The organism is Paenibacillus sp. FSL R5-0378, assembly GCF_038009285.1.
In the GTDB taxonomy this organism is placed as follows: Bacteria; Bacillota; Bacilli; order Paenibacillales; family Paenibacillaceae; genus Paenibacillus_AQ; species Paenibacillus_AQ favisporus.
Genome location: NZ_JBBPAY010000001.1, coordinates 6,076,224 through 6,095,657 on the forward strand (window position 1 = coordinate 6,076,224; position 19,434 = coordinate 6,095,657).

Annotated in this window: 17 protein-coding genes; 8 read left to right on the plus strand and 9 right to left on the minus strand. The window is 56.3% G+C overall.

Annotated features, from left to right (window positions below):
• Positions 1–32: 32 nt before the first annotated feature.
• Positions 33–1,385 (plus strand): aminomethyl-transferring glycine dehydrogenase subunit GcvPA, encoded by a 1,353-nt coding sequence (gene gcvPA, locus MKY74_RS28195; protein ID WP_186381892.1) that lies wholly within the window; start codon positions 33–35, stop codon positions 1,383–1,385.
• Positions 1,382–2,839 (plus strand): aminomethyl-transferring glycine dehydrogenase subunit GcvPB, encoded by a 1,458-nt coding sequence (gene gcvPB, locus MKY74_RS28200; protein WP_076169676.1) that lies wholly within the window; start codon positions 1,382–1,384, stop codon positions 2,837–2,839. The genes gcvPA and gcvPB overlap by 4 nt, the downstream gene beginning before the upstream one ends.
• Before the next feature lie 285 nt (positions 2,840–3,124).
• Here the strand turns inward: gcvPB and ptsP are convergent, their stop codons facing one another.
• From ptsP to MKY74_RS28220, 4 genes are all read right to left on the minus strand, one after another.
• The gene (ptsP, locus tag MKY74_RS28205; RefSeq protein ID WP_076169675.1) at positions 3,125–4,834 is read right to left on the minus strand and encodes a phosphoenolpyruvate--protein phosphotransferase; all 1,710 of its coding nucleotides are present in this window, start codon (positions 4,832–4,834) and stop codon (positions 3,125–3,127) included.
• The gene (locus MKY74_RS28210; protein ID WP_076169674.1) at positions 4,827–5,102 is read right to left on the minus strand and encodes an HPr family phosphocarrier protein; all 276 of its coding nucleotides are present in this window, start codon (positions 5,100–5,102) and stop codon (positions 4,827–4,829) included. The genes ptsP and MKY74_RS28210 overlap by 8 nt, the downstream gene beginning before the upstream one ends.
• A 322-nt stretch (positions 5,103–5,424) precedes the next feature.
• Complete coding sequence (glcT, locus tag MKY74_RS28215) at positions 5,425–6,279, minus strand: glucose PTS transporter transcription antiterminator GlcT (protein WP_076169672.1); 855 nt, start codon at positions 6,277–6,279, stop codon at positions 5,425–5,427.
• 116 nt (positions 6,280–6,395) lie between these two features.
• Positions 6,396–7,298, minus strand: coding sequence for a LysR family transcriptional regulator (locus tag MKY74_RS28220; RefSeq protein WP_076169671.1), 903 nt, complete (start codon positions 7,296–7,298; stop codon positions 6,396–6,398).
• Positions 7,299–7,427: 129 nt separating this feature from the next.
• On the opposite strand from MKY74_RS28220, the gene MKY74_RS28225 reads away from it, so the two are divergent.
• Positions 7,428–8,900 carry a carboxylesterase/lipase family protein gene (locus MKY74_RS28225; RefSeq protein WP_076169670.1) on the plus strand — a complete coding sequence of 491 codons (1,473 nt, stop codon included), beginning with the start codon at positions 7,428–7,430 and terminating at the stop codon, positions 8,898–8,900.
• A complete protein-coding gene (locus tag MKY74_RS28230) occupies positions 8,897–9,664 on the plus strand; it encodes a sulfite exporter TauE/SafE family protein (RefSeq protein ID WP_076169669.1) in 768 nt (255 codons plus the stop codon). Before MKY74_RS28225 ends, MKY74_RS28230 begins: the two co-directional genes overlap by 4 nt.
• A 187-nt stretch (positions 9,665–9,851) precedes the next feature.
• Here MKY74_RS28230 and MKY74_RS28235 read toward each other — a convergent pair whose 3' ends face one another.
• From MKY74_RS28235 to MKY74_RS28245, 3 genes are all read right to left on the minus strand, one after another.
• Positions 9,852–11,387 carry a flotillin family protein gene (locus MKY74_RS28235; RefSeq protein ID WP_208629287.1) on the minus strand — a complete coding sequence of 512 codons (1,536 nt, stop codon included), beginning with the start codon at positions 11,385–11,387 and terminating at the stop codon, positions 9,852–9,854.
• On the minus strand, positions 11,387–11,923 hold the full coding sequence (locus MKY74_RS28240; protein WP_076169668.1) for a protease: 537 nt from the start codon (positions 11,921–11,923) through the stop codon (positions 11,387–11,389). The genes MKY74_RS28235 and MKY74_RS28240 overlap by 1 nt, the downstream gene beginning before the upstream one ends.
• A gap of 145 nt (positions 11,924–12,068) precedes the next feature.
• Entirely contained in the window at positions 12,069–12,488 is a 420-nt protein-coding gene (locus MKY74_RS28245) for a MerR family transcriptional regulator (RefSeq protein WP_076170132.1), read from the minus strand.
• A gap of 172 nt (positions 12,489–12,660) precedes the next feature.
• Here MKY74_RS28245 and MKY74_RS28250 point away from each other — a divergent pair, with 172 nt between their 5' ends.
• From MKY74_RS28250 to MKY74_RS28265, 4 genes are all read left to right on the plus strand, one after another.
• Positions 12,661–13,506 (plus strand): SDR family NAD(P)-dependent oxidoreductase, encoded by an 846-nt coding sequence (locus MKY74_RS28250; RefSeq protein WP_076169667.1) that lies wholly within the window; start codon positions 12,661–12,663, stop codon positions 13,504–13,506.
• A gap of 264 nt (positions 13,507–13,770) precedes the next feature.
• Positions 13,771–13,962, plus strand: coding sequence for a hypothetical protein (locus MKY74_RS28255; protein WP_144025404.1), 192 nt, complete (start codon positions 13,771–13,773; stop codon positions 13,960–13,962).
• Between the two features lie 296 nt (positions 13,963–14,258).
• Positions 14,259–15,014 (plus strand): helix-turn-helix transcriptional regulator, encoded by a 756-nt coding sequence (locus MKY74_RS28260; RefSeq protein ID WP_244169250.1) that lies wholly within the window; start codon positions 14,259–14,261, stop codon positions 15,012–15,014.
• 100 nt (positions 15,015–15,114) lie between these two features.
• Positions 15,115–16,350 (plus strand): MFS transporter, encoded by a 1,236-nt coding sequence (locus MKY74_RS28265; RefSeq protein WP_076169664.1) that lies wholly within the window; start codon positions 15,115–15,117, stop codon positions 16,348–16,350.
• A 183-nt stretch (positions 16,351–16,533) separates the two neighbouring features.
• On the opposite strand, the gene MKY74_RS28270 is transcribed toward MKY74_RS28265, so the two are convergent.
• The gene (locus tag MKY74_RS28270) at positions 16,534–17,697 is read right to left on the minus strand and encodes an iron-containing alcohol dehydrogenase (protein WP_076169663.1); all 1,164 of its coding nucleotides are present in this window, start codon (positions 17,695–17,697) and stop codon (positions 16,534–16,536) included.
• Positions 17,698–17,834: 137 nt separating this feature from the next.
• Positions 17,835–19,424 (minus strand): UDP-glucose--hexose-1-phosphate uridylyltransferase, encoded by a 1,590-nt coding sequence (locus MKY74_RS28275; RefSeq protein ID WP_076169662.1) that lies wholly within the window; start codon positions 19,422–19,424, stop codon positions 17,835–17,837.
• Positions 19,425–19,434: the final 10 nt, after the last annotated feature.

Consider the following 19,434-nt stretch of genomic DNA (forward strand, 5'->3'; position numbering starts at 1 on the left):
TTTTCAACCTAATCTAAAGGAGCTGACTCCACTTGAAACACCGTTATCTGCCTATGACCGAACAGGACCAGCAGGAAATGCTGGATACGATCGGCGTCTCCTCTCTGGAGGACCTGTTCAAGGACATTCCTGAAGAAATCCGCTTCAAAGGGGACCTGCCCGTATCCCCGGGACTGAATGAATACGCGCTGACGACGCACCTGTCGGAGCTTGCCGCGAAAAATGCCAATACGGACCAATATGCCAGCTTTCTGGGCGCGGGAATTTATGATCACCACATCCCTTCGGTCATCAACCATGTCGTGTCCCGTTCCGAATTTTACACGGCCTACACGCCGTATCAACCGGAAATCAGCCAAGGCGAGCTGCAGGCGATCTTCGAGTTTCAGTCTTACATTTGCGAGCTGACCGGCATGGCCGTCGCCAATGCGAGTATGTATGACGGGGCCACCGCCCTCGCTGAAGCCGGCTCTCTGGCCAGCGCCGCCACAAAGCGCAAGCAGCTGCTCGTGTCCAGCACGGTGCATCCGGAAGCCCGTCAGGTTGTCCGCACGTATGCCAAAGGGCTCGGTCTCGACGTCGTGGAGGTCCCTTCCGCAAACGGCGTCACCAACCTGGCCGAGCTGGCTGAAGCCGTGTCCGACCAAACGGCCGCCGTACTCGTGCAGAGCCCGAACTTCTTCGGAGCGATCGAGGATTTGGCCGCCATCGGCGACCTCATCCATGCCAGCAAAGGGCTGATGGTCGTCAGCACCAACCCGATCTCCCTCGGCATTCTCGAAGCGCCGGGCAAGCTCGGAGCCGACATCGTCGTCGGCGACGCGCAGCCGCTCGGCATCTCATCTTCCTTGGGCGGGCCAACCTGCGGATTCTTTGCCGTATCGCAGGACCATATGCGCCGCATGCCCGGACGGATCGTAGGCCAGACGGTCGACCGGAACGGCAAGCGCGGCTTCGTTCTGACGCTGCAGGCCCGCGAGCAGCATATCCGCCGCGAGAAAGCGACGTCCAACATCTGCTCCAACCAGGCGCTGCTCGCCCTCTGCGCATCCGTATACCTGTCGGTCATGGGCAAGCAGGGCATGATCGAGGTCGGCCAGCTGAATCTGCAGAAGAGCCATTACGCCGCACGCCGGCTGGGCAGCATTTCAGGGGTAAGCATGCCGTTCACGTCCCCGTATTTTAACGAATTTGTCATTAAGCTGCCGGAAGGAACCCGCGTGGCCGAAGTCAATGCGAAGCTGCTGCAGAAAGGCATCCTCGGCGGCTACGACCTCGGCAGAGCTTATTCCGAACTGGAAGGACATATGCTGATTGCTGTCACGGAACGCCGCACCAAAGAACAGATCGACCAATTCGCTCAAGCGCTGGAGGGCTGCATATGATTCAGGAAAAAGCGTTGATTTTCGAGTTGAGCCATCCCGGACGGATTGCCTACTCTTTACCGGAGTTTGACGTCCCTGTTGAGGAAACCGAAGAGCTGATCCCAAGCTCGATGCTGCGGTCGGAGCCGGCCGCGCTGCCTGAAGTGTATGAAGTGGACGTCATCCGTCACTATACCGAGCTGTCCCGCCGCAATTTCGGTGTGGACAACGGCTTCTATCCGCTCGGCTCCTGCACGATGAAATATAATCCGAAAGTGAACGAAGATGTCGCCCGTTATCCGGGCTTTGCCAAAATCCATCCGTATCAGCCGGAGGACAGCATTCAGGGCGCGCTTGAGCTGCTATACCGCCTGCAGGACGATTTGGCCGGTCTGACCGGCATGGACGCCGTGACCCTGCAGCCGGCCGCCGGCGCGCATGGCGAATGGACCGGTCTCATGATGATCCGCGCCTACCATGAAAGCCGCGGCGAGCAGCGCGACAAGGTCATCGTGCCGGATTCCTCGCACGGCACCAATCCGGCCAGCGCCACCGTCGCGGGGCTGAAGACGATCACGATCCCGTCGACCGACAAAGGCCTCGTCGACCTTGACGCCCTGCGTGCCGCCGTCGGCAGCGACACCGCGGCGCTGATGCTCACCAATCCGAACACGCTCGGCCTGTTCGAGGAGCAGATCCAGGAAATTGCCGCCATCGTCCACGAGGCAGGGGGCCTGCTGTACTACGACGGAGCCAACTCCAACGCGATCATGGGCATCACCCGCCCGGGAGACATGGGCTTTGACGTCGTGCACCTGAATTTGCATAAAACGATGAGCACGCCGCACGGCGGCGGCGGTCCGGGAGCCGGTCCGGTCGGCGTGAAGAGCCGCCTGATTCCGTTCCTGCCCCGCCCGCTCGTATCGAAAACGGCTGAAGGCAAATACACGCTCGAAGGCGGCAGCGACCAGTCCATCGGTCGGGTCAAGGCGTACTACGGCAACTTCGGCATTCTCGTCCGCGCTTACACCTACATCCGCAGCTACGGCCCGGAAGGTCTTCGCCGCGTATCGGAGTGCGCCGTGCTGAACGCTAACTATATGATGAGCCGGCTCGCGCCATACTTCGACATTCCGTATCCGGGCGTCTGCAAGCACGAATTCGTCATGTCAGGCTCCCCGCTCAAGCAGTACGGCATCCGGACGCTGGACGTGGCGAAACGCCTGCTGGATTTCGGCTATCACCCGCCGACCATTTACTTCCCGCTGAACGTGGAGGAGTGCATTATGATCGAGCCGACCGAAACGGAGAGCAAGGACACGCTCGACGCCTTTATCGATACGATGATCCGCATCGCGAAGGAAGCGGAGGAGCAGCCGGAGCTGCTGCTGAACGCGCCATACGATACGCCAGTGACGCGGCTGGACGAAACGACCGCGGCACGCAAGCCGGTGCTGAACTGCGCCTGCAGCTGATTTTCGGATTTGGATTCGGATTCGCTTTAATTCGGATTCAATGCGGATTCAGATATTGGAGAGAATACCTAAGAACACCCTTTTGAGGGTGTTCTTTTTTATATACTTTCTGTAAACCGGAGACATACCCGCATGAAAAAAGGCCGGCATTCCGAAGAATACCGGCCAAGCTCGGATAAAGATATGCGTTATGCGTGCAGAGCTTAGCTAAGCTCAGGTTGATAACTAAGGGTTATCAATCGTGATGCCCTTCTAAATCCCGCGGGTCAACAGCAGAACCATCCACTACTGAAGGCTCTGCACCAGCTGCGTCACTTCCTCCGCCGTGCCGAGCTGCAGCGCCTGTTCGGCGAGCCGCTCCATGTCCGCCCGGGACAGCTTGGAGATCTGACTGCGCGCCGGAAGAATGGACGAGGCGCTCATGCTGAACTCGTCAAGCCCGAGGCCGAGCAGAATCGGGATGGCCACGGCGTCCCCGGCCATTTCACCGCACATGCCGACCCATTTGCCCTCACGGTGCGCGGCATCGATGACCATTTTGACCAGACGAAGGATCGCCGGATTATAGGGCTGATACAGGTACGATACCTGTTCGTTCATCCGGTCGGCCGCCATCGTGTACTGGATCAGGTCATTGGTGCCGATGCTGAAGAAATCCACTTCCTTGGCGAATACGTCCGCCAGGACGGCTGTCGAGGGAATTTCGACCATGATTCCGATCTGGATGTCGTGTGCGACGGCGATGCCTTCCGCCGCCAGCTTGTCCTTCTCTTCCAGAAGAACGGCCTTGGCTGCCCGGAACTCGGCAAGCGTGGCGATCATCGGGAACATGATGCGAAGGTTGCCGTGCACGCTGGCCCGCAGCAGAGCCCGCAGCTGGATCCGGAAGATGTCCTGCCGATCCAGGCAGAGGCGAATCGCGCGGAATCCGAGAAACGGATTCATCTCCTTCGGCAAGTCCAAGTAAGGCAGCTCCTTGTCGCCGCCGATGTCCAGCGTGCGCACGACCACCGGCTTGCCTTCCATCTGCTCCAGCACGGTCTTGTAAGCGTTGTACTGCACATTCTCCGAAGGCAGCTTGTCGCGGCCCATGTAGAGGAATTCGGTCCGGTACAATCCGACCGCTTCGCCGCCGTTGTCAAGAACGCCCGCCACGTCGTTTGGCGTACCGATGTTGGCCGCCAGCTCCACATGAATCCCGTCCTTCGAGACGGTCGGTTCCGTACGGAGCTGCTTCCATTCCTCCATCTGCTTCGCATAGGCCTGCTGCTTTGCCGTGTACTCGGCGATCACCTCTTCGGTCGGATGGATGATGACATCACCTTCCATCCCGTCCACGATCACCAGCTCACCGCTCTGCACGGAGCTTAGAACGCTTTTCGTGCCGACCACCGCCGGAATTTCGAGCGAACGGGCCATGATGGCCGAGTGCGACGTTCGACCGCCGATATTCGTCGTAAAGCCTTTCACGAACTTGCGGTTTAAGCCGGCCGTATCCGATGGAGTCAGGTCCTCGGCGATCACGATCACTTCCTCATCGATCTCCGACGGGCTCACGTATTGAAGGCCGAGCAGATGCTTCAGAATGCGCTTGGTCACGTCCCGCATATCCGCGGCGCGTTCCTGAAGATAAGCGCTTTTCATATTTTCGAACATCCGGATGAACTGCGCTGCCGTCTCATCCAGGGCATATTCCGCATTGACCGATTCGCTCCGGATCTTGTCCTTCACCGGGTCAATGAGCTCCGGATCGCTTAAAATAAGCAGATGCGACTCGAAAATTTCCGCTTTTTTCTCGCCCAATTCCGCCAGCGTCCGCGCCTTGATGGCCTCAAGCTCCACCCGCGACTTGGCCAGCGCATCATCCAGCTTCGCAAGCTCGGACTGAACGTCATCCGCCTGCTTGCGGCTTACCGCGTAATCCGGATGCTCCAAGATGAATGCGCGGGCGATCGCAATTCCCGCCGATGCCGCGATTCCCTTGATCTTATTCATGAATCTCGCCCAGCCCCTCGCCAACCATAACCTGCTCAAGCGCTTCCAGCGCTGCGCGCTCATCGCCGCCTTCCGCGATCAGAGAAATGATGTCGCCCTGCTCCAGATCCAGAGACAGAACGCCCAAAATCGATTTTAAAGTAACCTTCTTCCCGCCGGACTCGGCAAAGCACTCCGTATCCTTGAATTTGGTAGCTGTATTGACAAGCGCTGTCGCCGGACGCGCATGAATTCCGTCTTCATCGATAATTTTAAACGTTTGCTGCATGAGGATCATCCTGCTTTCTGCTGAGATTTTGTAAATACCAAAAAGGCATGAGTATCCGCTCGGGATCCTGGTCTCTACCGCTAAGCGTTAGATTGCCCCAGTATTGGGCAAAACAACCAAGATCTACAGGTTTACTCATGCCTGATCGTATCAGTAACACGTATGCATGTTCAATTGGGTTCATTACAGTCAGTATTGTAGCACCCATCCCGCCAAGTTGCAAGCGCTTGATATTCGAAAAAGGCGCCTGCGCTTCTTCCAATTCGAACGCGGCGGTACCCTTCGTGATCAAAGGCGCAATACGCTACTCACGATCAATCGATCATTCCACGCGCCCCTGCTTTTTGTGAACCAGACGCTGGAGATGGATCGTCAGATATCCCACTTCCGCCGGATATACAGGCCGGCCGAGGCGCTCCTCCATCACTCCGGTCAGCTTTTGAGCGAGCCGGTACGTATCCGGATATTCCCGCTGCATCAAGGCGTCGAGCGTGTCTGTTTCCTCTACGGCCTCGCCTCTGCGGATTCGCTCCAAAGCAAAGCGGAGGTGCGTAATCAGGCGCGAGTAGTCCAGCGAATCCCGCGGGACCCGGAAGTCCATCTCCGTCTCCACGATGTGGACCAGATCGCTGATCAGCTCGGAATGCTTGCGCACTTCGGAAATATGCTGGTTGGTCAGCGCGCCGTGGATGTGCAGCGCGATGAATCCGGCTTCCTCTTCACCCAGATCCACGCCAAGCTTCTGATGAATCAGCCGGACGGCGAACTCCGCCATTCGAAACTCCTCGGGGTACATTTCTTTGGTCTCGTACAAAAAGGGATTATGGATATGAATGCCCTGCTGCATGCGCTTGATCGCAAATGCGATGTGATCCGTCAGTGCGATATGGACATGCTCGTTCAATGCCCCTGAGCTTGTCTGGTCGGCATGCAGCAATATTTCGTTGACTGCTTCAATCAGTTTCTCGTCGACCTGGGGCAGCAGCTGTTTGTACTGCTCCTGCTCCTCCGGCTTGGTCAAAATAAACATCTTCTCTACCTCAGCCAGCGGAATGGCCTGCCCGGACTTCCGATTAAAGCCGATCCCTTTGCCGATGACCACCACCTCGCCGTGCTGGGGATGTTCGGCAATGATGACATTGTTGTTTAACACCTTGCTCACTTGCAGACTGCTCACACTATGCACCTCGTTTGCTGACGCCTGATAAGTTTATCATCTCTGACAGACAGAAAAAATATCAGAAATCGGCCGATTCGTCAAACCGGGCGGACATGAACCGTGCATTCCCTGTTTTAATCGCCTCGGCCACCATCTTGATGATGCGATGCAGCCAGCCTGGCAAAATAGTTCACGGCAAAATCGCGAAATAGCGCAGCGGTATGCGTCAAATACCGTTCCTGCGGCCAGGACAAGGCAATCGAGCGTCTGCACCAGCTTTCTTCGAGCCGCAGCAGAACGACGTCCGGCCCGGTTGAGCCGCCCCAAGTAATAGCCGGCAGAAACGCGACGCCTTGACCCGCGCGGATCAAACCGCGAACCATGGCCGGGTCGTCGCTCTCAAACTGGATACGCGGAGTAAAACCGGCTAGGCGGCAAAAAGCATCCGTCGTTTCGCGCAGCGATTTGCCCGGGGGCAGCGAGATGAAGCTCTCCTCCCTCAGCTCCTTCAAGCCGATTTGCGTCCGGTCAGCGAGCGGATGGTCCGCGGGAACCGCAACGAAAATTTCCTCTTCCAGCAAAGAAAATGACGTTGTTCCCGGCGGCAGTTCGGCCCCGTCGGAAAGGCAAAGATCGAAGCTCGCCGCCCCTTCGAACGTCGAATGCTGCAGCAAATGGAACTCGGCGGCCGGGCATTCTTTGCGGAAATCGGCCAGCAGATCCGGCAGTAGATGCGAGGAAACACGGACGTCGAGCGAGACGGCGGGAGAAGCAGTACCGCCGAGGTCCTGCAGCTGCAGCTTGCCGTCCTCAAGGGCCTGCAGGGCGATATCCACCTGGCGCAAAAATAACTTGCCGTGCTCGTTCAGCCGTATGCTTTTGGGCTCCCGCTCAAACAGCTTCGTCCCCAGCTCGGCTTCCAGCGAGGCGATCATTTTGCTGAGCGCCGGCTGCGAAATATGCAGGCTGCGGGCCGCCTGGGTCATATGCTGCATCCGGGCGGCAACCTGAAAATATTTTAGCTGCAGCAGTTCCATTCCATATCCCTCTTTCGATCTCGATAATAACCTTTAAGTTATGATAAATATAATTCAATATATATTATAGTTCATGGCATAAACAAGTTATAATAGTTCACAAATCAACAGGAATAGGAGTCGAGCACCTTGATCGTACAAACCGCATCAGGCAAAGTTTCAGGAGTACCTTTACAAGGGGCCTATGTATTTCGGGGCATTCCCTATGCAGCGCCGCCGACGGGCAAACGGAGATTCCAGCCCCCGGCGCCTCCGCAACCATGGCCCGGCGTAAGAAAATGCGATCACTTCGGTCCGCTCGCCCCCCAGCAAACCGATCCTTCAGTAGGGGCTGCGCGTATACAGTCCGAAGATTGTTTGTATTTGAACGTGTGGACCCGGGGATGCGAAAAAGAATCGATGCCCGTATTGGTGTATATTCATGGCGGCGGATTCGTATCGGGCACCGGCGCGGACTGCGACGGTTTGCGGCATGCGGCGGAGGATGGCATCGTCTACGTATCGGTCAATTACCGCCTTGGCGCGTTAGGCTTCCTCTACTTGGGCGAAGTGCTGGGCGAGGAATATGCAGCCTCGGGAAACAACGGTCTGCTCGATATTGCGGCCGCGCTGCAGTGGGTTCAGCGTAACATTTCCGCTTTTGGCGGTGATCCGGCCCGCGTGACTGTGATCGGGAATTCCGCCGGTGCCAAGTGCACCGCTTCGCTTTATGCCACGGAAGCGGCACGCGGGTTATTCCACCGGGCCGTGGCACAGAGCGGCGCCACCCAAGCAATCCGGGATCGGCGCACCGCCAACGTCACCACCCTCCGGATTCTCGAGGAGCTGGGCTTGTCCGGTGCAGATCCAAGCCAACTGCTGGAGCTTCCGTTCGAGCAGCTCATCGCAGCGCAGTCCGCCGTCGGATCGGATACGTCGCGCAGCCTGCACATGTTCGGCCCGGTGGCAGACGGCCGGGTCATTCCCTTGGACCCTTTGGCCGGCATTGCCGCAAGTTCCGGCCTGCCGCCGCTCCTGATCGGCACGAACGAAAACGAAGCGTCGATCTTCATCCGGGACGATTCCATGCTCCACTCCCCTGGCATGGAACCGCTCGACAGATTTTTTGGAAGCCATGCTCCCGCCGTATGGGATGCCTATCAGCATTATGCCGAGGGGATGTCCCCAGCCGACGCATGGTGTACAACGTTAACCGAGCATCTGTACACGATTGGAGCTGTGCAGTTTGCACAGGCCCTCGCTTCCTCAGGAACGCCGGTATGGATGTACCGGCTTCGCGCTGGCGGCGCTCTCGGAGCGACGCACGGCTATGAGGGCAGCCTAATTCATTGGGATCCGGAAGCGCAGCCTCCAGCTGCCCTTGCAGCCGGCGACCCGTACGCAGTACCTGCTGAGCAATACCCGCTCGCAAGAAGTATGCGGGAAGCCTGTGTCACGTTCATACGAAGCGGGGATCCCAATGTCGATGCGCTGCCTGCATGGCCGGTCTATGGGACAAAACCAGCCATCATGGTGCTGGACACAGCCAGCCGCGTTGCTGATGACCTGCCGGAACCGGCTGGAATCGGCGTTCCCCATCAGGTGTGGAGGGTGGACCGATGAAGTTGATCGATATCTCTGCCGTTATGATTCTGCTCGGTCTGCTCTTGGGCTTCGTGGGCGCGGGCGGCTCCGGTTTTATCATCTCGATCTTGACCGTTGTGTTCGGATATCCGATTCATATCGCGCTGGGGACCGCGCTGGCGGCGATGTTCTTCTCGTCCCTTTCCGGTTCGGTCAGCCATTACCGCGAAGGAAATATGCTGCTGAAGTCGGGCGCGGTCGTCGGGTTGGCCGGAGCGGCGGGGGCGTGGGTCAGCTCCAGCTGGTCAACGCTCATTCCGGAGGATAGACTGGGCTGGATGACTTCCGGCATGCTGTTCGCCTCGGGGCTCGCCTTGTGGCTGCGGATGGCCGTCGTTTCGCGTCGGCCGGTTGCGACCGTTAACCAGGCTCCGCCTGTCGCCAAGGGACTGCGGTATTGGTCATTCGCGCTGCTGATCGGCGTCGTTACCGGCATGCTGTCCGGCCTGTTCGGCATCGGTTCCACGCCGTTCATCCAGCTGGGGCTCATGCTGCTGCTTGGCATGCCGATGCGCTATGCGGCAGGAACGACGATGATGGTCATCATTCCGATCGCGCTGGCTGGCGGAGCAGGCTATTTTACGATCGGGTACCTGGATTTCCGGCTGCTCATTGCGGTGGTGTGCGGAACGATGGTCGGCTCTTACGTCGGGGCGAAATTTACGAAGCGTGTTCCCGCCCGTTGGCTGAAAACATGCATGGTCATCACCCCGATGATGGGTGCGGCGATACTGCTGCTGTAATGTAAATCCATGCTTATGATAAATCCCTCAAACAAAAACGGCGGCTTTTCTTTGGAAAAACACCCAAAGCCAAAGCCGCCGTTTAAACTATCTTTCTTTTACTGTTTGATCGAGGATCGGATCCCCGTCGTCTGCTTCGCATGCCGATCATTCGGCTCGCGAAGCGCCGGTTATCCCGCGTAGAGTTCTATGATTCCTTCGTTGCCCCCACTTCCAGGGTAACCAAATCCTGCTGCACGGCCGCAGGCGCCGCGGATGCAGCCGGAGGCGTTTTCCGTCCCGTCAAGCCTTGGATGAGGCTCTCCACGTCGATGCCAGACACGTTCTTGAGCATTTCCGGAGCCGTCGACATCAACTCCGTAACGTAATTGCTCACGCGTGCCGCGCCCTCTCCCTTGCCGGTGTCCACCACCGTCAGCTTGTCGATGGAAGCGATCGGCTCGGCGATTTTGCCCGCCAGGTCCGGCAGCATTTTCACGATAATATCGAGGATGGCCGCTTCGCCGAACTTCTGGAAGGCTTCAGCCAGCTTCTCTTTCGCATCGGCTTCCGCAAGACCACGCAGGCGGATGACTTCCGCCTCGGCGGTACCTTTGGCACGTTCTGCATCGGCAATGGCCTGGCCGTCCAGCCGCTTTTGCTCGGCCGATGCCTTCGCCTGGGTTTCGATGGAGTACTGCAGCGCCTCGGCCTCCAGCATTTTTCTCGCCTTGTCTGCTTCGGCCGCGACTTCGACTGCATACCGGTCGGCGTCCGCTTTTTTCTTCACTTCGGCATCATACTGCTTCTGCCGCACCAGAATTTCCTTCTCCTGCAGGTCGATCTCCCGCTCCTTGCGAACGAGCTCTACCTTCATCTGCTCTTCCACCATCGTCTGCTTGGCGCGGGCTTCCTGGATGTGGTACGCCTGGTCGGCTTCCGCCTTGGCAGTGTCCTGTTCCTTCTTAAAGGAAGCTACCTTCAATTCCTTCGCCTTCGTCGCTTCGGCGATATTCGTATCGCGCAGCAGCTCGGCCTTCTGCCCCTGTTCCTCGGCGTTCGCCTTCTGGATCCGCGCATCGCGCATCGCTTCCGCCTCGGCGATCTCCGCGTCCCGTTTCACCGCTGCGATCCGCGGCTTGCCGAGCGCATCGAGGTACCCCTGCTTGTCGCGTACGTCCTTGATCGTAAAGGAGACGATCTGCAGGCCCATTTTTTTCAAATCTCTCGCCGCTACACCCTGAACCTCCTGGGCAAACTTATCGCGGTTCCGGTACACCTCTTCCACGGTCATCGAACCGAGAATAGCCCGCAGATGCCCTTCCAGCACTTCCTGCGCCTCGCCCTTCAGGGCTTCGATCGGCTTGCCAATGAACTGCTCGGCTGCGGTCGCGACGTCCTCAATCGAGCCGCCTACTTTGATGATGGCCACGCCGTCAGCGATGACGGGCACGCCCTGCTCCGTGTATACCTCCGGCGTAGACACATCCAGCTTGTGGGAGAGCAGTGATATGAATTCCGACTGCTGGAAGACGGGCAGAATAAAAGCCCCTCCGCCCCGAACGATTTTGATTTTGCGCCCGGATTCATCCTCCGATATGTTTTTGCTTCCCAGAAACGATCCCGTCACGATCATGGCTTCATCCGGTCCCACCGTTTTGTAACGGGCCCAGAAAGCCAAGCCTAGCACGACGATTACCCCTATGACGATCAGCGGTATTACCAGGTATTCAGGCACTGTCATCAAACCACATCTCCTTTTCTCTCTTCAAGTCCGGTCACGCGCAGGACGCCGTCCAGCACATCCACGACGACGACGCGGGTTCCGGCGGGCAGCGGAAGGCGCTCCAGACTGGAGGCGATGTGCAGCGTGTTGCCTGCCCCCAGCTTCACCATCACCTCACCGAACCCTTCCGGCGGAATGGGAATCGTCACTTCACCGATGCGGCCTTCGAGCTCGCGGATGGAATATCCCGTGGAATTTTCGCTGTTCTCCATCGGCCTGACATACGCCACATAGACGACACCCGCCATAGCAACGGCGCCGATTCCAGCAATGAGTGCGCTTAAGCCCTGGTGCAAATTGGTGTAACGCAGCAGCAGAATCCCTGCGCCACCGAATACAGTCACCGCCGTCGCAATCACCATCGGCTTCAGCACGTCAACGGACAAAAAATCGAGAAACCCATCCAGCGCATGGCTCAAAATATCGCCGAGCACCACGCTGACCACCGCAAAAATAACTCCGCCTGCCAGGCAGCTCCAATAAAGCGTTTCCATCCACCGTTCCCCCCTGCGCGTATTCCTGACTGTCTATATAAGGGTATACGTTAGAAGTGCCTAAATTGTTTCAAAATTTTCCTTTTTCGTTAAGATTCCGGGAATTTTCCGCCAAAATCCTCCTTTTCTTTTCCTTCCGGCTGGCTCACGGTTTCAAGCTCAGGAAGCCGAATCGTTTCGGCTGGTCAGCCAAACCACACTCCGCTTCAGGCGCTGTTCCAATCACCTGAGAATCAATGAAATCCAGGATCTGCTGAAGAGAGTCCATCTGTTCCCTGATTTTTGCCCGGTGCTCCAAAATCAAACCGTGCAGCTCCGGATACTCGCTGATGTCATCGCCGACCGACAGTTTCAAAAACGGCTTCATCTCCTCCAGCGGCATACCCGTCTTCTTCAGGCAGGTGACCAGCTTCATCGTCTCCAAATCCTTTGGCCGGTACACCCGGTGGCGGTTTGGTTTGCGCTCTGCGCGCGGCAGAATCCCGATCCGTTCGTAATAGCGAATCGTTTCTTCGGGGATGCCGGTATGCTCCGCGGCTTCTTTGATCGTATATGCATCAGTCATGGCTTTCTTCCCTTTCGTTTCTGGTCTGTTCATACCATCATACAACTTGGAGCTGACTCCAGGTCAAGTCCGGTAGGTTTTTCGAAAATAGGGATTGACTTGTAGCCGACTACAAGTTGTAGAGTGGCTTTACCGCAAATACAAAAACCTATTCATCTGCTAGGAGGCACATATGAAAACCAACTCAATTGCACTGATTACCGGGGCAAACAACGGCATCGGCCTGGAGCTGACCCGCAGACTGCTGGGTGAAGGCTGGACTGTCCTTGCCTTGGTTCGTTCCGCTTTCCCCAGCGACGACGCCTTAATCCAGAAAGCTCTCGCCACCCGGCAGCTTCGACCATATAAAGCCGATCTCGCCGATTTCTCCGCCTTACAGCGCACGCTGGACGAGATCAAGAGCAAGGAGGACAAAATCGACATACTGTTTAACAATGCCGGGGGCAGCTTCCCTGAGCTTGTGTATTCCAAGCAGGGACGTGAGATGCACTTCGAACTTCAAACCGTAGTTCCCTATATCATCTTTATGGAGCTGAAAGATTTGGTAAAGCAAGGTTCCTTCAAAACGATCATCAACACGTCGTCCTCAGCAATGAAAATGGTCCGCCGCTTCGAGCCGGCAGAGCTGGCCTCTCCGCGGACGTTCAAGAAGTTGTTCGGTCCCTACGCCGCTTCCAAGCTGGCGTTGTCACTGTGGACCCGCGAAATCGCCCCCTTGGCAGCCGCCGAAGGCTTGACGATCCGCAGTGCCGACCCCGGGGGTAACAATACGATGCGAAAAGGAAAAAATTCCGGGCTGCCCTGGTATATAAAAATAGCGATGAAACTGGTCATGAGTCCTCCTTCAAAGGGCGCTTCGCTTCTGTATGAAGCGGCTTTCGGCAAGCACAAGAACCTGAACGGCGTATTTCTGTTGAAAAACGAGCCCACGGAGTTGAAGTATGCCGAAGCCGGCAGACCAGTGCTGGAACTTGTTCAGGGCATTTACAAAAACGAGTATGCCGCACGGGCACAATGATTATGAGACGGGAATAACACGACGACCCACATCGCAACCGGGGTCATCAGCATCCTGAATGGGCAGCCGATAGGTGGATCATTTCTAAGCATTATGCAGAAATATCTGCTTGTTAACGGAATTATAATCATACTCAGCGCGTGGTTATTATACACGGTCGCTCGAACCGCCAGGAACTGCCTTGGACCATGGAGACCTGACCCTTCCGCCTCGTCCGCAAAATCTTTCAAAGTGATAGCCAACATCGTTCTGGAATTCGCAGGTTTGTTTATTGTGCTCATATTGAGCATGACTCAGGTCGTGCCGGTTTGGCATATTGCAGAAATTTATCAGCCGGACGTCATCCTTTGGCTGAAGATGATGGCCGTTCTTCTGCCACTGAAGGGAATGATGAAGACGATTTGGTTGGTCCGGCTTCATTATTGGGTGCGGCGAAGCCGCCCGGTGAACCATTGAGAGCTCTCGTTCATTCCTGTCTGATTGCGTGATTCGAATGATCCCCTCGAAACGCAATCAAACGTCCGGTATAATCGTCGTCAGAGGTGATGATTGTGGAACCGTTGACTTCCATTTGTCAGCGATATTTCGGTGAAACCTTATTCGGCCAAAACAACGGAATCTCTTATAAGCTTCGACCCGAAGTCGGCACCGGCATAGCATACAAGGTCACGACTTACAGCGGGATCGAAATCGTATACCATGAGGTTCACTATCACAAGCCGTATCCTTTTCGTTTTGCCTCAAAAGGGCGTATGGTTGAACTTCAGTTCACTCTGTCCGGTCAACGGCAGGTGGTGGTATCGGGCCGGGAACACGAAACTCCGGTCGGGCGGGGTACGCTTGCCTTCGTTCAGGACTTTCAAGCCCAGTTTTATCCATCGGCTGAAGAGCCGTATACTTCATTATCACTGGCTATCCCGGTAGCTCTATTCGATTATGCGGCTAGTCCCTCGGCAGCGTCGCCAAACAACCATTTGGATTTTAACCGGCTCCTGCAAGGGCAAACATTCCGGTCTTTTGATGTTGAACCCGATGCGAGAAGCATGATATTGATAGAGCAATTAATCTCGGATTTAAAACATGCCGACAGATCCCCGCTAATGATGGAAGCAGTTGCACTGGAGCTGCTGAACCGGCATATGCATCAACTATTTGTTGTGACGCCTATTCCGAGCGGTTTGTCTAAAGGGGATGTCCAAAAATTGCACCAGGCAAAGCAAATCCTTGAATCGTGTATGGCAGACCCTCCTTCGCTGTTGGCATTGGCAAAGATGGTCGAGTTAAACGACTTTAAACTGAAGATGGGATTCAAGGCATGCTTCGGCTTGACCGTGTTCGAATATGTAAGACAGATCCGCCTCGACCATGCGATGAGCCTTTTGCGAAACCGGGCCGCCAATGTGACCAAGGCTGCGATGACCGTAGGGTACAGCAACGTTAGCGCATTTTCCGAGCAGTTTTTTCGGAGATACGGCATGAAGCCTTCCGAGGTAAAAAAACAATTTTAATCCGTTTGACCGCAGTTCCATCCGTAACGAGGGAGAACACACAGCCCACTTTGCTTATACTCCTACTCAAATGATCCATTTGAGAAAAGGAGTGCAGCGAATGAATAAAATAAAGGGAAGTGTCTTTTTCAGCGTTTTTGTAGCGATGTTAGGGCTTATGCTTCTTGCTCCAATCACACCCTCACTAATACGGGAATTAGGGCTCAAGGAAATTTACTCCGGAATCCTGATTTCCAGCGGATCGGTCATGATGGCCGTCATGGCTCCGGTATGGGGGAATATCAGTGACGCGAAAGGACGGAAACCGGTTATACTGATCGGGTTTATCGGCATGTGCATCAGTACTTTATTGTTGACGGCCGTGTTTTATGCCGGTCTCCAACACTGGCTTAGCGGCGGGCTCCTGCTGTCTCTTATGATTGGTGCCCGCAGCCTGGTCGGTTTCTTCATTCCGGCCATCCTGTCCTCCTCACAGGCTTATATCGGCGATGTGACTGAGGGGAAAAACAGAGGAAGCGGTATGGCGATCATCAGCGCTGCGAATGGGCTTGGGCTTGTTCTGGGGCCGGCCGTTGCCGGCATCTTCACCATCATTGGTTTATTGTGGCCTTTATATTTTGGCATTACGATGGCAGCTGTCGCCTGTGTCGTCACTCTGCTGCTAATGCCTGCAACGAAACCGGCGCTTCGGGGTGGGGGCGTCAAAGTCAGTCCGTTCCAACCCGGTTTACGGCTCTATTTACTTGCAGCGTTGGTGACAATGATCGGGCTCGTCACGGTTCAAGTCGTCGGTGGTTTTTATTTGCAGGATCAGCTCGGTCTCCCGTCTGACCGGTTGGCAGGGGTCGTTTCCTTCGGGCTCATGTTTACGGGCCTGGCTATGCTCATCTCACAAGTCGTTCAGTCCAAATGGCTGAAATGGGGACCACGGGCGATGATCCTGCTCGGATCTTTGATTCTCGTCGCAAGCATGCTCCTATTCCTTTTTGCCATTCAGCTTCCCTTTTTCTATTTGGCGTTTTTGGTGTTTGGTTTAGGAGCTGGGCTTATGATGACCGGATTTATGGCAGGCGCTTCTCTGTCGGTAAGTCATGAACAGCAAGGAGGCGTTGCCGGCATGGTTGCAGCCATGCAGGGGATTTCCGCCATTATCGCCCCTATTGCAAGCACTACTCTCTATCAGGTCAACCGATACAGCCCTATGGTCATGATTGCCGTTCTGACAGCCCTCCTGGGCTTAGTGATGCTGGCGCGCTCCCGAAAGAGACTGGGCTATCATGAGGCCGACCCTATGGAAGGCCGAGAGATCCAAGCCGGATCAGGAGGTATAAAGTAAGCCGTGAATTCAGTGACCTAGGCGTGGGCAGCATCAACCCGAACCCTCGACACGGGAAAGATGTGGAACGGCAAAAAGGGGCTATCCCGGGTCGGATCGACCTTATGGGAAGCCCCTTGGCTATATTGGCAGAGAAAAGAAGTATGCTCCAACTCTCCGGTCACTGACGGATCGCTTATCGGCTTACAGCGACATTTTGTAAATTTCGATGACGTCTTCCTTGTTCAACTTGCGGAAGTTGCCAAACGGACCGAAGCGGACCGACTTCTCAGCCATCACTTCGATCTGGCTGTCGTCGATGTCGTAATCGGCAAGGCGGGCCGGCGCACCGATAGAGCTCCAGAAATCGCGAAGCGCCTGGATGCCCTCTTCCCCGACCTGCTCGTCGCTCTTGCCGGCCGGATCCACGTTAAACACGTTGACGGCAAGGCGCTTGAAGCGGCCTGGATCCACGCTCAGGTTATATTTCATCCAGTTCGGGAACAGGATGGCCAAACCCCCGCCGTGCGGAATGTCATACACGGCCGATACGGCGTGTTCAATGTTGTGGGTCGCCCAGTCGCCGGACATGCCCATGTTCAGCACACCGTTCAGCGCCATCGTGCCGCAGTACATGATCGTAGAACGGTACTCGTAGTTTTCCAGATCGTTAATCAGCTTCGGCGCGGTTTCGATGACGGTACGAAGGACCGTTTCGCAGAATCCGTCCTGAACCGGCGTGTTGGTCTCCTGGTGGAAGTAATGCTCCAGCACGTGGGACATCATGTCTACCATGCCGTAAACGGTTTGGTCTTTCGGCAGGGAATACGTGTTCACCGGATCCAGGATGGAAAATGCCGGGAAGGCAAACGGGCTGCCCCAGCCCATCTTTTCTTTCGTTTGCTCGTTCGTAATGACCGAGCCTCCGTTCATTTCCGAGCCTGTCGCCGCCATCGTCAGCACCGTGCCGAGCGGAAGGGCAGCCTGCGGAGCGGCTTTGCGTTCCACAAAGTCCCACATATCGCCGTCGTATTTGGCGCCGACCGCAATCGCCTTGGAGCAGTCCAGGACGCTGCCGCCGCCTACCGCAAGAATCAGCTCAATGCCTTTTGTCCGGCACAGGTCCACCCCTTTATGTACAGTTGATAAGCGCGGATTCGGCTCTACGCCTGCCAGTTCGGTCACCTCGGCGCCGATTTCCTTGAGCAGCGCAAGCACGTTGTCGTACAGGCCGGAGCGCTTGATGCTTCCGCCGCCGTATACCAGCAGCACCTTTTTCCCGTATTTCGGAACTTCGGTTTTTAATTTATCCAGCTGACCTTGGCCGAAAATCAGCTTGGTCGGGTTATGAAATTCAAATGCTTTCATTGTCGGATTCGCCTCCATGATGTAATGAGTTGCCCTAAATATTATAACCCTCCGGCCGCAGAAGAAACAAACCGCCCTTCCCGTGCAGGGAATAAGCGGTTTGTAAGGAAGGGGGCGCATCCCCCGGATATAAGAAATTACGCCTCGGTATAACCCATCGCAGTAAGGAAGCGGCGGAACGCCTGCTGCCCGGCCTCCGTCCGTTTGTAGACGCCGGCGTGGCCCAAAATCTCCACGAAAATGCGTCCAACCTCCTCGCGGACCCATTCTTCGGCGGCAGCTTTGTCCCGCTCCATGCCCTGTTCTTCCACCAGGCGGGTGATCCACGGTTTGTGGACTTGGAGCGGATGGTTGTCGTCCTGGAGCAGCGCTTCATACAGCCCGCGGTTTCCGGACAGAATATCCGCGACCTGATCCAGCTCTTCCTTCAGCCGTCCCGGCAGAATCGCCAGGCCCATCACCTCAATGAGGCCGATGTTTTCCTTCTTGATATGGTGCATTTCGGCATGCGGGTGGAAAATCCCCGCCGGATGCTCCTCGCTGGTCCGGTTGTTGCGCAGCACCAAGTCCATTTCGTAAGCCCCGTCCGGCGTCCGATGGACGATCGGGGTCACCGTGTTATGCGGCACCCGCTGCCCGCCTTCTTCTGTAAAAGCATAAATCTCGGCTTCCGGATCGCTGTACTGCTTCCAGGCTTCGTAGATGGAATCGGCGCATTCCAGCAGGACGGCACTGTCCGCCGACGCAAGCCGCAGCACAGACATCGGCCATTTGACGATGCTGGCCGTCACGCCCGGGAACTGCGGGTGAGCGAAGGATGCTTCCTTCGGCGCGTTCTGGATCGGGAACGTATGGCGCCCGCCCTGGAAGTGGTCGTGGGTTAGAATGGACCCGCCCACGATTGGCAGATCGGCATTCGAGCCGATAAAATAATGCGGGAAGACGTCTACAAAAGCGAGCAGGCGACGCAGGCTGTCCTTCGTCAGCTTCATCGGCACGTGATCATGGTGGAACACGATACAGTGCTCGTTGTAGTACACGTAAGGCGAATACTGGAAGAACCAGTTTTCGTTGTTCATCTCAAGCGGAATGATCCGCAGGTTTTGGCGTGCGGGATGGTTGACCCGGCCGGCATAACCGACGTTCTCACGGCACAGCTGGCATTTGGGGTAGACCGGCGGCGGCAGCAGCTTTGCCATAGCGATTTCCTTCGGACTTTTCTCCGGCTTGGACAAGTTGATGGTCATTTCGATATCGCCGTATTCCGAAGGATACGTCCAGTATACGTTTTTGCTGACCCGGTCCATCCGGATGTAGTTCGAGTCGATCGACAGCCGGTAAAATCGGTCGGTTGCCGCTTCGATTCCCTGTTCTCGTGCCGTGCGCTCAAACTCCGCAATCACTTCCGAAGGCCGCGCCATGAGCAGGCCCATGATTTTGGCGTCGAGCAGGTCGCGGTAGGTGTCGGTGTTTTCCGGCATCAGTCCGATCTCAAATGCGTAATCCAGCAGCGTGTCGATCATCGGCTGCGGGCTGTCCGCGGCCTCCGGCACAGCTTCGTTCAGCGAAGGCTCGCTTGCTCCGAACATATCCAGCAGCAGGTTGCGGCTGTAGTCGGCGTCTTCAGCCTGAATGAGCCGGTGATCCAGGGCGAAACGCACGAGGCGGTCGATTGCCTGCAAGGCTTGCTCTTTCAAGGGATTCGTGGTGTCGGTTTGTGAATTCAATGCGCTTCCC